The organism is Alloscardovia venturai (assembly GCF_042676605.1).
Taxonomy (GTDB): domain Bacteria; phylum Actinomycetota; class Actinomycetes; order Actinomycetales; family Bifidobacteriaceae; genus Alloscardovia; species Alloscardovia venturai.
This window is the reverse complement of sequence record NZ_JBHTHQ010000021.1, coordinates 398978-415472: the sequence shown is the minus strand read 5'-3', so window position 1 is coordinate 415472 and position 16495 is coordinate 398978. Positions and strand designations below refer to the sequence as shown.

General features: G+C 47.9%; 9 protein-coding genes. 6 read left to right on the top strand and 3 right to left on the bottom strand.

Annotated elements, in window-relative coordinates; all coding sequences use genetic code 11:
• Nucleotides 1–95 precede the first annotated feature (95 nt).
• Nucleotides 96–998, bottom strand: coding sequence for a carbohydrate kinase family protein (locus tag ACFQY8_RS05220; RefSeq protein ID WP_377938836.1), 903 nt, complete (start codon nucleotides 996–998; stop codon nucleotides 96–98).
• A gap of 208 nt (nucleotides 999–1206) precedes the next feature.
• Between ACFQY8_RS05220 and ACFQY8_RS05215 the strand changes: the two genes are divergently transcribed.
• The 3 genes from ACFQY8_RS05215 to xylA all read left to right on the top strand — a co-directional run bounded on the left by ACFQY8_RS05215 (nucleotide 1207) and on the right by xylA (nucleotide 6311).
• Complete coding sequence (locus ACFQY8_RS05215) at nucleotides 1207–1938, top strand: ABC transporter ATP-binding protein (protein ID WP_377938835.1); 732 nt, start codon at nucleotides 1207–1209, stop codon at nucleotides 1936–1938.
• Nucleotides 1939–1977: 39 nt separating this feature from the next.
• Nucleotides 1978–4725, top strand: a complete 2748-nt coding sequence (locus ACFQY8_RS05210) for an ABC transporter permease (protein WP_377938834.1) — start codon at nucleotides 1978–1980, stop codon at nucleotides 4723–4725.
• Nucleotides 4726–4970: 245 nt separating this feature from the next.
• Nucleotides 4971–6311, top strand: coding sequence for a xylose isomerase (xylA, locus tag ACFQY8_RS05205; protein WP_377938833.1), 1341 nt, complete (start codon nucleotides 4971–4973; stop codon nucleotides 6309–6311).
• Between the two features lie 166 nt (nucleotides 6312–6477).
• Here the strand turns inward: xylA and xylB are convergent, their stop codons facing one another.
• Nucleotides 6478–7962: a xylulokinase gene (gene xylB / locus ACFQY8_RS05200; RefSeq protein ID WP_377938832.1), complete on the bottom strand. Its 1485-nt coding sequence runs from the start codon at nucleotides 7960–7962 to the stop codon at nucleotides 6478–6480.
• Nucleotides 7963–8063: 101 nt separating this feature from the next.
• Between xylB and ACFQY8_RS05195 the strand changes: the two genes are divergently transcribed.
• Nucleotides 8064–9329 (top strand): ROK family protein, encoded by a 1266-nt coding sequence (locus tag ACFQY8_RS05195; RefSeq protein WP_377938831.1) that lies wholly within the window; start codon nucleotides 8064–8066, stop codon nucleotides 9327–9329.
• Between the two features lie 164 nt (nucleotides 9330–9493).
• Here the strand turns inward: ACFQY8_RS05195 and ACFQY8_RS05190 are convergent, their stop codons facing one another.
• Nucleotides 9494–11095 (bottom strand): aminopeptidase P family protein, encoded by a 1602-nt coding sequence (locus ACFQY8_RS05190; RefSeq protein WP_377938830.1) that lies wholly within the window; start codon nucleotides 11093–11095, stop codon nucleotides 9494–9496.
• A 106-nt stretch (nucleotides 11096–11201) separates the two neighbouring features.
• Here ACFQY8_RS05190 and ACFQY8_RS05185 point away from each other — a divergent pair, with 106 nt between their 5' ends.
• Nucleotides 11202–12797 carry a bifunctional folylpolyglutamate synthase/dihydrofolate synthase gene (locus tag ACFQY8_RS05185; RefSeq protein ID WP_377938829.1) on the top strand — a complete coding sequence of 532 codons (1596 nt, stop codon included), beginning with the start codon at nucleotides 11202–11204 and terminating at the stop codon, nucleotides 12795–12797.
• Nucleotides 12787–16425, top strand: coding sequence for a chromosome segregation protein SMC (gene smc, locus ACFQY8_RS05180; RefSeq protein WP_377938828.1), 3639 nt, complete (start codon nucleotides 12787–12789; stop codon nucleotides 16423–16425). The genes ACFQY8_RS05185 and smc overlap by 11 nt, the downstream gene beginning before the upstream one ends.
• The last annotated feature ends 70 nt before the right edge of the window (nucleotides 16426–16495 follow it).

Below are 16495 nucleotides of genomic sequence, written 5' to 3'. Positions count from 1 at the left end.
TTCTAACCCCACACTCATACGTACAGCGTTTATCTTTTCTTTTTATCGCACGTTAATCGTCTAATCATCGCATGATGAAAAGATGAGTTATGGATTTACTCTTCGCTAAGACCCTGCTGCGCGATGTAGTTAGGAATTTGGTCCGGGTATTGAGGCCAAGCACCAGCTTGCGTGCAGACGTATGCTGCTACATTACATGCATAGACGTGTGCATCATGGAGGGAAGCACCTTTTAAGATTTCGGAGGTAAACGCTCCTGAGAATGAATCACCTGCGCCGACGGTATCGTTAACTTTGACACGTGGAGTGCGCTGATGCGACGTCTCGCCATTTTTTGCCATGATAGTGGAGAAGCGTGAACCACCGGTAAGAATGACATAGTCAAGATTAAAGTTGTCGATGAACCACTTGCATGCCTCTTCGTCGCTGCCCGTCAAATCAAACATAGGGCGGAGAAGTTCAAGCTCATCATCGTTGAACTTAAAGACAGTGGCTGCGTTGAGCTGCTCTTCAATGAGACCTTTAGAGAAATAATCTGCTCGGATATTAATGTCATAGTACTTCATTGCACCGGCTTTGGTGTGCTTGAGAAGTTCAAGTATAGTAGCACGACTTTCATCATTCCGGCAGGCGAGAGAGCCAAAACATACGGCATCTGCATCTTTGACAGCGTTGATGAGTTCATCCGAAATCTTAATGTGATCCCATGCTACGCCTTCAACGATTTCATAGGATGGGATACCATTATTTAAGACAACACCCACTGTGCCGGTAGGATAGTCATTGCGTTGAAGGACGGCTTCGATGCCAGAATTCTTTACAGCAGCTTCGAGCTCGTCGCCTAAAGAGTCATTGCCAATGGCGCTGATGGAACGGCCAGCTACACCATTTTGAGTTGCGTGATAAGTGAAGTTAACGGGTGCACCGCCTGCGCGCTTGCCTTCTGGGAGCATATCCCACAAAATTTCGCCGAGGCTAACAACGAGTGGTTGTGTCATGGTCTTCCTTTCGTCCTCTCGTCCTCGGCTAGTATAGCAAAATCGCAGAAAATAACCAATCTAACGGGTTCGATTTTATTACGGTTTTTAGTGCTAACTTTCTTGAACATATATACGGGGAAACCCTTATGTTTCAGATGTGAATATAGGGTGTTCTCGGTGAAAGTGAGGGGTGTTGTTTCAGTACAAACTCTTTAAAATGTAAAGCATGGAAAATATAAATAATTCTCTCCAGCCTATCGTCGAACTCGATGGCGTTTCTAAAACATACGGACATGGTGACACTCGCGTTCGCGCACTCAAAAATATTAATGTGTCGCTGTACAAAGGGCAGTTCACATCTATTATGGGGCCTTCGGGATCTGGAAAGTCCACTATGCTTCATGTCATCGCTGGTTTGGATAATCCAACTCGCGGTACTATCACCGTTGATGGTGTAGACATTACACATCTTAAAGATAAGCAACTTACGGAACTTCGTCGCTCGCGTATTGGCTTCATCTTCCAGTCTTTTAATCTCGTTCCGACGATAAATGTGCTCGACAATATCATGCTACCGACTCAGTTATCTGGCACGAAAGTGGATATGCAGTGGCTTAAGAAAGTAGTGGATTCACTTGGCCTTACGACTCGTCTAAAGCACCGTCCTTCTGAACTTTCTGGAGGACAGCAGCAACGTGTGGCAGTAGCGCGTGCACTTGTAAGTCGTCCGGCGATTATCGTCGCGGATGAGCCTACGGGAAACCTGGATTCTAAGACGAGTGATGAAGTTCTGGCCATTTTGCGTCAGGCTGTGGACGAATTTGGTCAAACAGTCATTATGGTGACTCACAACCCTTCTGTCGCAAAAGTTTCAGACCGCGTAGTGGTTGTAGCAGATGGCACTATCAAAGCGGATATGGTAGGCGCGACGCCTGAGCAAGTTATCGCGTTGCTGTAGTTGTGTACCCGCGTGAGAAATATATAAGAGAGATAAAAGATGGCTTCTCCAATAAATAAATTAATGGGGGCGAATTTACGCCACCACGCATCGCGTTATGTGTCCACTGCCATTGCAGTAACGATTGCTGCGACTTTCGTCGTCATGGCTTTGACGCTCGTCGGTGGTGTGACTAAGCAGTATATGCAGACCATAGAAAACTCTACTCAGGGTACCGCTGCCGTAGTTTCCGTTACAAAAAACATGGAAGGAAACGATACGGGAAATGGTGCTTCTGCTACACAATCGGCTGATTATGAACGGAGTGTTATTGCAGCATTGCAAAGCATTGATGGCGTTAAAGATGTCGTTCCTTCAACTGAATCATTGACTTCTGGAAATGCTGCATCAGTGCCAGAGGGGACCGGTGATGGCAGCTCTATCGCTATTTCTGCGTCAGGCGATGGAAATACCTATAATTATGCAGGAGCTGCTGTTTTCCTGACGCAGGTGGATGGTATTGATTACGGTGAACAAGTCACGTATGTTCAGACATCTCCGCTATATACTCCTTCCGTTATCAGCGGAAAGCTCCCTGCGGCATCTAATGAGGTGGCTTTGGATGCTAGCGAGGCGAAGAGTATGAAAGTAAAGCTGGGAGATACGATTTCCGTACGATCTTCTGGCCTATCTGCTGAGAGTGTCAAGACCAAAACCACGATTAAGGTCGTCGGCATTCTTGCGAGTTCAAAATTCCGTCGTAACTCTGCCGTAATGACTCGTGAAGGCGTGATAAAAGTTGCGGGAGAAAATACAAACAGTTATAAAGTTATCCCGACAGACTCCCACTTGTATTCGCCTCGTGCGACGGCGGCTTCACAAGAGAAGATTGTTAAAGAAATTCAGTCGCGTTTGCAGGCTCAAAAAAATCGTGCGAAAGAGTATGGGTATACTTTCGCTGTTGTGCCATCGAGCAGGTTGGTCAGTGATGCTAGTAAAAGCGCACAAGCTGTCGTGACGCCGATGCTTGCTGCAAGTTTAATCTTCCCGCTTATTGCAGCATTTGTCGCAGCTATCATTGTAGGCACGACATTCCAAGTTATAGCACTACAACGTCGCCGAGAGCTTGCACTGCTTCGAGCTGTAGGTGCGCAGGCTCGTCAGGTGCGTGCGCTCATCTTCCGAGAGACATCTCTTGCAGGTATTATTTCTTCCTTTATTGGTGTTGCCATTGGTAGCGTAGTAGGTGCATGCATACTGTTATATCTTGAAGTTGCTGCGACCTTACCGTTAGCTTTCGCGATGCTTCCGTGGAAGTGGATCGGCGTCACATGGGTCGTTTCGAGCTTGATTACTATAATCGTTGGCGTTACTCCTGCACGTCGTGCCTCTTCTGTATCCCCATTGTCGGCACTTGCACCAGTGGAATCAGTGCAGGAGGAGAAGCGCAGTCATCGTGTGCGCATCGTTCTCGGCTTGATTCTCCTTGCTATCAGTGTTGTAGGAATTATATACGGTCTGCGTATGCCACAAAAAACTTCTACTGAAATCTATGCTCGTTTTGGACTTGTTTTCATCTCTACGCTGGTGTGCTGGATTGCGGTGATGATCCTCTTTACTGTGGTGCTACCTCGCATTATCTACTACTGCGGTGCATTCGTGCGCACTCCGGTGGGACGCTTAGCGCGCGAAAATGTAGTACGTAATCCAAGTCGTACGGCATCCACTGGTATAGCAGTAATTATCGGTGTGGTATTAATGACGACAATTTCCGTCGGTGTGGCATCTGTGCGCTATACCATCACGAATTATTTCAATGTGACGATGCCAATTGACGTCACCGTTGGCGCGCAAACAGGTGGCTTCCTTTCTGACAAGCAGATTTCTCAGCTCGAAAGCTTTAAGTATAAGGAGAAATCAATCGTACGTAAGGGTACTCTTGCCGCGATAAAAGGAGAGGATCAGGCTTTTGCGACTGTCATCGGTCAGGGGGATATAAATTCTATAGCACGTTCTCACGTTAAGACTGTTGCAAACGGGACGGTACATGTAGCAAAAGGTGATTCTCTGGCCGAGAAGAAGACAGTAACCTTGTGCTTCCTGCCAACGTCTTTGGACACGAAGAATCTTGAGGATCCATCTTCTGTGGGGCAACATATTTCAGCTGCCTCGTGCAAGAAATACGCCGTCGTTAAAGATGGCAATGTGGATATCGGCAAGGCTGTACTATCGGATCATGATATGAATCAGGTGACTTCCGATACGCGTGCGATAGAAGTGAATATGCGAATTTCAGATAAGGCGACTTATCTGGAGGTTCTCAAAGAATTTGGAAAGATAGATGGAATTTATGAGAATGGTGGATTTATTACTCGTGGTATCTTCACGCAGATACTCGATATTATCGTCCAAGTATTCCTTGCATTGCTCGCTGTCGCAGTAGTTATCTCTCTCGTGGGTGTGGCTAATACTCTAGGACTCAGCGTTGTGGAACGTACACGCGAGAATGGGCTTCTGCGAGCATTGGGTCTCTCTCGTGGGCAGATGAAGTGGCTGCTTGTATGGGAATCCTTCCTTACATCCTTTATCTCTACGATTGTCGGCATGGTTCTTGGTGTGATTTTCGCTGTCATTGGAATGTATACCTTGCCATTGGAAGATTTGGCTGGAGGAATTCACATTGCATTCAACTGGACGCAAATGGTGGGATTGCTCGCCATTATCGTTGTTGCTTCAGTGATTGCTGCGTGGCTTCCGGGTCGTAGGGCAGCAAAGGTAAGCCCTGTTGAAGCACTTGCGCATGACTAGTCGCACTTACAAAGTGCTATAAAAAGCGCTATAGAGGGGGTATTTGCGTGAAGCCGTCGCTTAGCTGGAATGCTGTGCGGCGGCTTTTTAATGCTTATTAAAAGCGGTGTCAGATACGCGAGAAATGGCTTAATTACTCGCGCCACGCTAATTAGTTAAATGATTTTACAAATTCAACTAATGCCCTTATACTTGAAGCATCAGCTCAAGCTGTAAGAAATACAAACCGTCGCAAAGGAGCAAACATGGGTTTGTGGGATATGGAAAAGATTCCATTTGTAGGTACTGAAGAAAAGGCAGAAGGTCTCGGCTTCCGCTATTACGATCCGGAACGCGTAGTAGCTGGCAAGAAGATGAAGGACTGGCTGCGCTTTGGTGTTGCGTGGTGGCACACTTTTGATCAGGAGTTGGTAGATCCATTTGGTACTGGTACAGCACAGCGTCCATGGTACGGCAAATATTCCAATCCAATGGATGAGGCACTGGCAAAAGTAGATTATGCATTTGAGTTCTTTACCAAGCTTGGGGCAGAGTATTTCTGCTTCCATGATCGCGATATCGCCCCAGAAGGTGATACTCTTCGTGAGACTAATGCAAACCTCGATAAGGTAGTTGACAAGATTGAAGAGAACATGAAGTCCACAGGCGTCAAGCTTTTGTGGAACACTTCCTCACTCTTTACTAATCCTCGCTTCGTCGACGGCGCGTCAACTTCTCCATTCGCAGATGTCTTTGCATACTCAGCAGGGCAGCTCAAGCATTCCCTTGAGATCGCTAAGCGTCTCGGTGCTGAGAACTATGTATTCTGGGGTGGTCGCGAAGGCTATGAGAGCTTGTGGACTACTCAGATGAAGCGTGAGCAGGAGCATATGGCTAAGTTCTTCCATATGTGCCATGAGTATGCAAACGAAATCGGTTTGGATGCGCAGTTCCTCATCGAGCCAAAGGCTAAGGAACCAACTATGCACCAGTACGATTTTGATGCTGCTACTGCCATTGCATTCCTTCGTACTTATGATTTGATGGATGTCTTCAAACTCAATCTCGAGGGCAACCATGCAAATCTCGCTGGTCATACATATCAGCATGAAATTCGTACTGCTCGTGAGGCGGGTGTGCTTGGCTCCCTTGATGCAAATCAGGGTGATAAGCTCATTGGTTGGGATTTGGATGAGTTCCCAACTGACCTCTACGAGACTACTTCGGTGATGTGGGAAGTGCTTGATGAAGGTCAAATTGGTCCTCATGGCGGTTTGAACTTCGATGCTAAGCCACGTCGCTCCTCCTTCGAGCCAGAGGATCTCTTCCGTTCTCATATTGCGGGTATGGACTCTTATGCAGCTGGTTTGCTCATCGCAGACAAGATGCATCAGGATAAGTACATCGAGAACCTTCAGGCAGCTCGCTACAGCTCCTATGATTCTGGAATTGGCGCGACTGTAGAAGATGGTAGTGCTACATTGGCTTCCTTGGAAGCGTATGCTCTTGATAAGCCGCAGTCTGAGATTATCGCTTCTACGAAGTCTGATCATATCGAGTCTGTTAAGGCCACTATCAATAACTATATGCTTGACGCATTGAAGTAAAATAAAACTCTCTTTCCTTCCATCCATAAGATTCAGTCCCATGCTGTGTGAGCAGTGTGGGACTGTTTTGTGCTGTGTATGAGGTTTTAAAAATATAAGAAACGGTTCATTCACGATTGCTATGTGAACGAACCGTTTGTGCGGTTTGTGCGCGAAAGCCTAAAAATTAACCGCGATACTGTGCATACTGTTTGTAGACTTCAGGCGTTGCTGCGCCTGTCAATGTGCCTTCAATGGTGAGCTGCCACTGAGGAGCTTGTTGCGCCTTGCTAAGAGCCCATGCGGCTTGACGTGCTGCTCCGATTGCTACATACTCATCGGTTTCAGGAAGTTCTACGTCGTGCTCCCAAATAGATGGAGCATATGCTCGAATAGCAGGAGACTTGGCTCCACCACCAATGAGCAGGATACGGTTAACTTTTGCGCCAAGATTCTTGACGAACTCAAGGCAATCTCGCTGAGAGCACAAAACTGCCTCTACAAACGCTCGAGCCATGTTCTCGCGGGTGGTGTTCTCAAGAGTTAATCCGAGGAATTGTGCCTTCGCATTTGGGCGGTTCGGTGTGCGTTCGCCGTCAAAGTAAGGTATGAGTGTGATGCCATGTGCGCCTGGGACTGAAGTTTCAGCAAGGTAAGCAAGCTCGTCATAGTCTACGCCGAGAGCGCGTCGCCCTGCATCAAGAATGCGCGAGCCGTTAATCGTGCACGCTAGTGGAAGCCAGCGCCCAGTACAGTCTGCAAAACCTGCGATTGCTCCGGAGAGATCGTAAGCAGGGGAGTCACTTACTGCAGCAGCTACACCAGAAGTGCCTAAGGAAACGGAAACATCACCGCTAGTCATGCCAAGACCAAGTGCTGCCATAGCATTGTCTCCGCCACCGGCTGCGATGATGCACCCACCTTCCACATTTTTGCCTGCAATTTCTGGGTCTGCTATAGCGCCAGTGCCGTTAGTATTAATGATGCGAGGCAAAATAACATCTGTGCGACCGAGTGCTCGTTCGAGTAAATCATAACAGTATTCGTTCGAGACTGAGTCGAAGTACGCTGTACCTGAAGCATCAGAGCGGTCGGTGAAGAGTGCGTCGAGATTTGCTCTACCGTGCGAAACGGGACCGTTACCGGCAATACGCCAGCTTAACCAGTCGTGAGGTAGGCAGATGGCTGCTATGCGAGAGGCGTTTTCAGGCTCATTCTGTGCGACCCATGCTACTTTTGTAATTGTGAGAGAAGCAACGAGCGAGGAGCCCACTGCCTTGACCCAACGCTGAACTCCACGAGCATGAACGTCTTCAGGCTCGTCATTTTCTGTAGGAGTTGCTGCGCCGAGTTCATTAATCAAAGACTCTGCTTGAACGGCGCTTCGTGTGTCGTTCCAAAGCAATGCATCACGTACGACATTTCCCTGCTTATCGAGGAGAACCATGCCGTGCTGCTGCCCGCCGACTGCAAGTGCACTTACGTCGTCTAGTCCGCCTGCCTGCTCCTTCGCTTCTAAGAATGCTTCCCACCAATACTGTGGATTGATGCTCGTGCCATCGGGGTGCTTTGCTTGCCCAAATCGCACAACTTCTCCGGTGAGTGCGTCTGTGACGCGGACTTTGCAGGACTGCGTCGATGTGTCGACTCCTGCCACCAAAACACGTGACATAATGCCTCCTTGCATTGTCGAGTAAATAATCGAAACGAATTAGTTTATTCGCTTTACTAACTATCCCATAGTATCATGAAGTGGTACATAAGGGAGGTTATATGGCTCGACAAGCCGCGCTTAATCAAGATAGTCTGCGCACACACAATATTGCAGTTGTATTAGATTGTCTTCTTCATACATCTACGCCGATGAGCCGTGCGGATATAGCGCGTGCTACAGGTATGACTAAGGCGGCTATCTCGATCATCGTCGGGCATCTCATTGAGCACAAAGTCATTCAAGAAGGTCAGCCGCGCCGACTGGAGGGGACTGGAAAGCCATCGAGTCCTCTAGAATTTGCTCCTGGAACTTGGGCAGGACTTGGCATACAGGTTAATACTGATGGGTACGGCTTCACTATTGAAGACTTTAACGGTACTGCTCTCGACCATGAGTGGGTAGACGTATCAAGTGCTCGTCACGACCGCAACGAGATTTTTGCCACACTTGAGCGTATGGTCGATACAGCGGTCGCAAAGCTGAAAAAGCGAGGAACGCACATTGTCGGCGGTGGTTTAGCGGTACCGGGTATGGTGTCCAAAGATGGAGAACTCATTGAAGCGCCAAATCTTGGCTGGTCACACTGTAATCTGACACAGGTGAGTCTCGTCAAAAAGTATTCTTTGACGCCACTGAATGAAGCGAAACTTGCAGCTGCCGCACAAATTCGTGGATTCGCTATCCGTGATAATGGTGATAAAGATAATAAAGATAGTGACAAAAATCAGAAATGCTCATCGAGTGAGGGTAGTCGTCCTTTTGACTCCTTCATCTTTATTTCCACAGACGTCGGTATTGGCGGCGCTGTAGTAACACATGGAAATGTAGATTTTGGCTTGAATGGGGTAGCAGGAGAAATTGGGCACGTTTGTGTCGACTTTCATGGTGATGTGTGCAGATGTGGGCGCAGGGGATGCCTTGAAATGTATGCGGGACGGCGAGCAATACTCTCGGCTGCAGGATGCGAGAACGCGCATACACTAAATGCGCAAGAAAGCTTCGACTGGCTATCTGACAAGATTATTCAACAAGATGAATATAGCCTTAAAGCGATTTATGCTGCACAAAATGCAATGGCGAGCGCGGTTGTATCTGCAATGAATATATGTGATATCACTCATATCGTCATTGGCGGTTTTTGGAATCGCTTTGCCAAAGATTGGAGTAGCCGCCTTATTGATCGTATTTTGAGCCAATCAAATTCTGTACATCGTAAGATGTTGCTCGTGACACCACCGCGTATTTCGCAACACGCTGCACTTAGAGGTGCAGCGCACTACGGGCTTCATCGTCTTGTCTCTCAGCCGGAGAAGTTCTTCGCATAATATACGGAGTTGTGGCGATAAGTAGTACTACTGCATTCAAGCGGATGGGTACATACAGAAAATTTCTGAGAGCGAAAAGGGGAGAGAAAGCTCTTTGAGCAATCTCTCCCTGTATAACGTAGCCGATGTGGCTGGGGGTTGGTTCGGAATAAATAGTCGATAGGCTATTTTTCTTGATCTGCTGCCTGTGCCATCCATGCCTCGACATCGTCAATCTGCTTAGGAATGTCGATAGATAACCATTCTGGACCATTCTCAGTCATCAAAACGTCATCTTCGATGCGAATGCCCACACCGCGGAACTCTGGCGGAACGAGCATATCATTTTCTTTGAAATAGAGCCCTGGCTCAATGGTGAAAATCATTCCTGGAGCGAGCTTTGCTCCTTGATAGGACTCGTAACGTGCCTGTGAGCAGTCGTGTACGTCCAGTCCTAAGTGGTGTGCGACACCACATGCATGCCAACGACGATGCTGCTGACCCTCAGGACTCAAGGACTCTTCTACGGATACTGGGAGAATGCCCCACTCATGCATTGCTTCAGCGAGAACTCGCATACAAGCATGATGAATATCTGAGTATGTCGCTCCAGGTCGTGCTGCTTCGAACCCTGCCTGCTGGGCCTTTAAGACGACGCTATAGAGTTCACGCTGAAGAGGAGTGAACTTCCCATTGACGGGGAATGTACGAGTGATATCAGCAGTATAGAGAGAATCAACCTCTACGCCGGCATCGATGAGAAGAAGTTCACCGTCATTAATGGTGCCTGTATTGCGCATCCAGTGAAGAGTAGGAGCATGTGTGCCAGAGGCGACGATAGTACCGTATCCTTCAGCGTTGCCTTTTTCACGTGCGTTGGCATTAAACTGGCCTTCGAGGATACGCTCTCCGCGCTCTTTACCTCGCGCATGAGGAAGAGCAGAAAGCATACGAGTAAAGCCTTCTTTGGTTGCTACAATCGCTTTGCGCATCTGAGCTATTTCATAGTTATCTTTTATCATGCGCGCTTCAGAAGTGAATTCATAGAATTTGTTGTCGTCTGAAGCATTCGAGTCAGAATCGTTATAACCATTTTCCTGACGGATAGCATCGACAGTAGCGGTGACTTCTGCATCAATATTGCGAATAATACGCACACGCACTGCACCAGCTTCATTGCCTACATCTTTAGAAAGAGCATCATTAAGCCCAGCAATGTCAGCAGTTTCGATACCGGTCATTTGTGTGATGCCCTCAAGACCTGGACGAGCTCCTACCCAATACTCGCCGTAAGCAGCAGAACGATAATACTCCTGCGTGGACTGATCGCTACGCGGATGGAGATAGATGACAGGTGTGTGAGTCTTACCTTGAGCAGCTTCTGCAGAATCTGGTGCTAGCGGATGAAGCACGAGGACGGCTCCTGCTTCATAATCCTGCCCAAGACCAGTATAATATGCAAAGGCAGAATCTGGACGGAAAGCGTAGTCGCAGTCGTCATTGCGTACTTTCGCCTGTCCTGCTGGGATGACAAGACGCTCTCCGGGGAAACGCTTGCCAAGGGCTTCGAGACGAGCTGGAGTGAAGGAGCTGGACTCGAGGCGCTGAGTATGCGCATTCTCCTCGCCCCATCCTGAGAGCATAAACTCGGAGAAGGTAGTGGATTGTGGGCGTAAAGTACGGTTGTGAGAGCGGTCTGCCATAGAGTCGGAAGCATCTGCTTCAGCACGGGTTTCTGGAGCTTTTTCGTTATCAGATACCATGAAGGTAACTCCTTGAATTGACATGAATAGAATGTTTCCACTCTATGGCGTACACGTGACTTTTGAAGTGAGATTTTATGACGAATTTCGCTCATGGCAACCGTCCTCAATCCTTTATAAAATAAGCCCTATGACTTATGAGGTAGAACAATCTGGCACACCGACAATGGCTGAAGTGTATCGTGAAATTATGTCGCGTTCGCCTGAGCATGATTTTGATCCGAGTTTGGACAGAATGAAGAAGGTGCTTGACTACCTAGGGTCTCCGCAAGAGACATTTCGTGTCGTGCATATTACGGGCACAAATGGTAAGGGTTCTACTGCGCGTATGACAGAATCCTTGTGTCGCGCGTACGGTTTGCGGACAGGTTTATATACCTCACCACATGTTGAATCGGTGACGGAGCGTATCTGTATAGATGGTCAGCGATTAGGCGACGACCGTTTTGTTGAGACATGGCTAGAAGTTAAAGACTTCATCGATATGGTTGATCGTGAGTCAGTTGCTCAAGGTGGACCTCGAATGAGTTTCTTCGAAGTACTTACGACTATGGCTATATGGGCCTTCGCTGATGCACCAGTTGATGTGGCAATTGTAGAAGTTGGAATGGGTGGACAGTGGGATGCCACGAATGTTCTCGACGCAGATGCCGCAGTCATTGGACCGGTAGACATGGATCACATGCAATGGCTTGGTGACACTGTAGAAGACATTGCGCGTGAAAAAGCTGGTATTATCAAACCAAACTCTACAGTTATCGTCGGATGTCAACCACATGAGCATGAAGTCATGCCTATTTTACTCGACGCTGCTCAGGAAGTTGGCGCTCAAGCAGTGGAGCGCGATGGATATGAGCTTGAAATTTCGGGGCGTGCACCCGCTGTTGGCGGTCAAGTAGCTACATTTACTACACCGTACGGTGTATATGAGCAGATTCCTGTATCCATGTTTGGTGAGCATCAGGCTCATAATGCGCTTGCAGCAATCGCGGCAGCTGAAGTCGTAATACCTGTATCAGGACAACTTGACTCGGAGGTTGTATCTCAGGCATTGTCCACTGTCAAAGTCCCAGGGCGTATAGAGGTTGTACGACGATCGCCAACTATCATTGTCGATGGTGGTCATAATGAAAACGCTATCACTGCTCTTCGTAACGCGATAGAGGAGAACTTTGATTTCACTGACCTCGTAGGCGTCGTCTCTATGATGAAAGATAAGGAAGTTGAGACGGTGCTCGGTATCATGGAACCTGTCCTATCTAAGCTTATCGTTACACAAAATTCGTGGAATTCACGCGTCATGCCTGTGGATGACTTGGAAAAGATAGCTATCAGCGTGTTCGGATCAGACCGAGTCATTCGCGAGGACGCTATGCCAGACGCTATTCAGGCTGCAGTCGATGCCGTTGATAGTGAAGATGATATGGGTGTAGGTTACGGGCATGGTGTCTTGATTTTTGGCAGCTTCGTCACTGCAGGTGACGCGCGCATACTTCTCAAGGAACATAACAACGCTGAATTGCTCAATTCTAAAGAAGATCGCGCGGCAGGAAAACACACCGAGTTTAGTGAAGATACAGGTGTATACGATGATGAAACCATTGATGCTATGAGTGAAGAAGAGTTTGATAAGGCTATCAATGATGTCGAGTATCTCGATGCGACGCTAGCTGATATTGTGGCGGATAATCCTGCTGATTCTACCGATTCTACTGATGTACGTTAAGGAACTATCCATCCGAGGATTTAAATCCTTTGCAAATGCAACGACACTGCATTTCGAACCTGGTGTGACTGCAATAGTTGGCCCCAATGGTTCAGGAAAATCAAATGTCGTCGATGCGCTTGCGTGGGTCATGGGCGAGCAGGGTGCAAAGTCACTGCGCGGCTCATCTATGGAAGATGTCATCTTCGCAGGTACTTCGAGTCGCCCACCACTAGGTCGTGCACAGGTAAGCTTGACGATTGATAATACAGATGGAACGCTCAACATTGATTACTCTGAGGTAACGATTTCGCGTACGATTTTCCGCAACGGTGGCTCGGAGTATGCCATCAATGGTACGCCGGTGCGACTGCTTGATGTGCAAGAACTTCTGTCCGATACAGGACTTGGCGCACATATGCATGTCGTCGTGGGACAGGGACGTCTTGACTCAATTCTTAAGGCTACTCCTGCTGACAATCGTGCCTTTATCGAAGAAGCAGCAGGTATTTTGAAACATCGTAAGCGCAAAGAGCGTGCGTTGCGTAAACTTCAATCCACTCAGGATAATGTTGACAGGCTCGATGACTTACTTGCTGAAATTCACCGCCAATTAGGACCACTTCGCCGGCAGGCGAGAGTGAGCCGACGCGCAGATAGCATCCAAGTCATTATTCGCGATGCGTCATCACGGTTACTTGCAGACGATGCCTCAAGACTTCAAGCTCAGCGTGACGAGGTGCGTTCGAAACTTGTTGCAACTCGTGGAGAACTTCAATCTGCTCGTCAGGAGCTAACGTCTATCAAGCTTGACATTGAACGCTTAGAACGTCTTGCCGGACAGTCAAGCCCCGCAATCGACGCTATCAATCAGACTTATCACACCATGGCACAGCTCCAAGAACGCTTGAAATCTCTTGCCGCCTTGGCTGCAGAGCGAGAGAATTCGCTGCGCTCGCAAATTGTCACGGTTGGCGGAGATAATCCGGATTTACTTAATAAACGCGCTGATGAATTAGAAGCTCAACTCGCTACAGCAAAAAATGCTACAGACGACGCACGTCTTACCTTCGACAAAACTACTCAAGAGCGTGCGAGAGTCGAGCAGGAATTAGCTCAGATACGTCAACTGATGACACAATTGCGTAAATCTGCTCAAGAGCGTCAGGCTCATAAGGCAAAACTCAAAGAGACAATCGCTCGCCAAGAAGCACAAATTCAGGGGATAGCGGCACGCATATGCGACCTTGTCACGCAGAAAGACACATATTATCAGTCACTTAAAGAAACACAAGAGCGTGTAGATTCCCTTCAGCAAGACAGTGGATTGGCAAACGATAATTTAGACAGAGATTTAGAAAAAGCTCAGGAAAGTTTTCGCCAGCTTCGCGAGGAGCGTGAAACTGCTGATATGCATATTCGCGAACTTGATAATACGATTATTTCCTTGCAGTCTAAGGCTGACGCATTACATGACACGCTAGAATCGCGCAGTACATCAGAAGATCTTGAACGTAGCTCGGTTGAAACTCTCGGCGCACTTGCCGATTATATTCACATTGACGAAGGATGGGAAGAGGCAATTGCCAAAGCGCTAGGACCATTTGCGAGCGCGATAGTAGTACCTGATTCACGTACAGCTTTAGATGCTATGAATTTAGCTCATGACCAGCACATCGGTCGCGCAATAGTTATACATCCTATAGACTTAGATTCTCCTGGGCTTAACCGTGATAGGGAGAGCATAGATAGTGGGAGTGTAGCTGCTGCATCAGTTATTCATCTGAATCCACATGTCATCGACACTGAAAAGGAGTCTATAGCACGTGGCGTTGTAGCAGCAGTGCGGCTACTTCTCTTAGACGTTGTCCTTGTGCAGACTCGCGAAGATGCTGCATCCGCCATCGAATCTGGCAATTTTTCTACTGCTATGACTCAGCAAGCAGATACATTTACGCGCGTTGGGGCAGTGGGAGGAATTTCTAGAACTCCTAGTGACTTGAGCTTAACTGTCCGACGAGATAAAGCGCTCGCACAAGTTAAGGAAAACAAGATCAAGGTTGCACGAGCGCGCGAGGAGAAGGCAGTACTCGATGAAAAATGTGCCGCTGCTCAGACGACTGTCGATAAAGTACATACAGCTATCACAGAGAATCGTGTGCGTATGCAGCAACGACAAGATAATTTGCGTACTGCTACACAGACACGAGAAGACTTACAACGTCGCATTGCACACGTCGATGAGCAGATTCACAATCTAGAGACTCAAAAAGAATCTCAGTCCGTGACTTTGCAGGATCTCCAAGTCCAATTAGAAGTCGCCCATAGCGCTCAGACATCCGAAACAGATATAAATACAATTGCCTCCCGCGAACATGAGTACGACCAAGCACTGGCGCAAGCTCGCGATAAAGAAGTATCCGCACGGCTTGCATGGAATAATGCGCAGCAGCATGCAGAGTCTTTAGAACGACAAGTGACACTATTGCGTTCTCAAGCACAGCAAGCTATGCGCCGTCGAGCAGAAGTCGCTGCGCGCAATAAGCAGCGTGAAAGGGCAGCTTCTCGCGCATTGAGCGTTGCTCAAAAAGCTCAAGCAGCAGCCGAGGAACTTTCTACGCATATTAATCGAGTTCTTGAACAGCGCAGCGAGCTTCAATCTCAGATTTCTCAGCATGATGAAGAGTTAGCATTACTGCGTGAAAAGCGTAATTCTCAAGAGCCTCATGTGACTCGTTTGAGTAATCAAGAGCATGATTTAGACATTATGCGTGAGCGAGTTGCCACCCAATATGGTCAGATTCAACAGCGTATCCTTGACGAGTTGGGTAGCACAGTCGATAGCGTTATTGAACACTATGGCCCTGACCAACCGGTTCCTGTCTTCGATGAGAATGGTCAGCTCATCATGCTTGACGAGACAAAAATCCTTACGGAGGAGCAACGGCAGGATCTCAGCAATTTTAAGACATGTGAGTATTCACGAGACATTGAGCAGAAGAAGCTTGATAAGGCAAAGCATGACCTTGTGGCACTGGGCAAAGTCAATCCACTTGCTACAGAAGAGTACGATGCGCTCGAGGCGCGGCATAAGTATCTTAATGAACAACGACAGGATGTCGTGACCTCGCGAGACGACTTGCTGGGGCTTATTAAAGATTTGGACTCTACGATGATTCAGGTCTTTAAAGACGCATACGATGATACTGCTGAGGCATTCCAGAAAGTTTTCGCTACATTATTCCCTGGAGGAACTGGACGATTAAAGCTTGAAAATCCTGATGATTTGCTGAGTACAGGCGTCATTGTTGAGGCAAGTCCAGCTGGCAAGCGCGTGAAACAGCTTTCTTTACTTTCTGGTGGTGAACGTTCGCTGACAGCTTTGGCTCTTCTTTTCGCTATTTTTACTGCCAGGCCAAGTCCTTTTTATATCATGGACGAGGTTGAAGCAGCTTTAGACGACATCAACTTGACGCGTTTACTTAATGCGATTAATGATCTGCGCTCGCACGCCCAACTCATCATCATTACTCATCAACAGCGTACGATGAGTATCGCTGATGCGTTGTATGGGGTAACGATGCGTTCCGACGGTGTGACTGCAGTGGTTTCACAGAGACTGAAACAGGGTAGTGCGTTGGAAAGCTAAAACTAAAGCTAGAGCTAAGCGGTGTGTGGCTGTGTCTCGCGTTGAATCGAGACACAGCGCGAAATGGGGG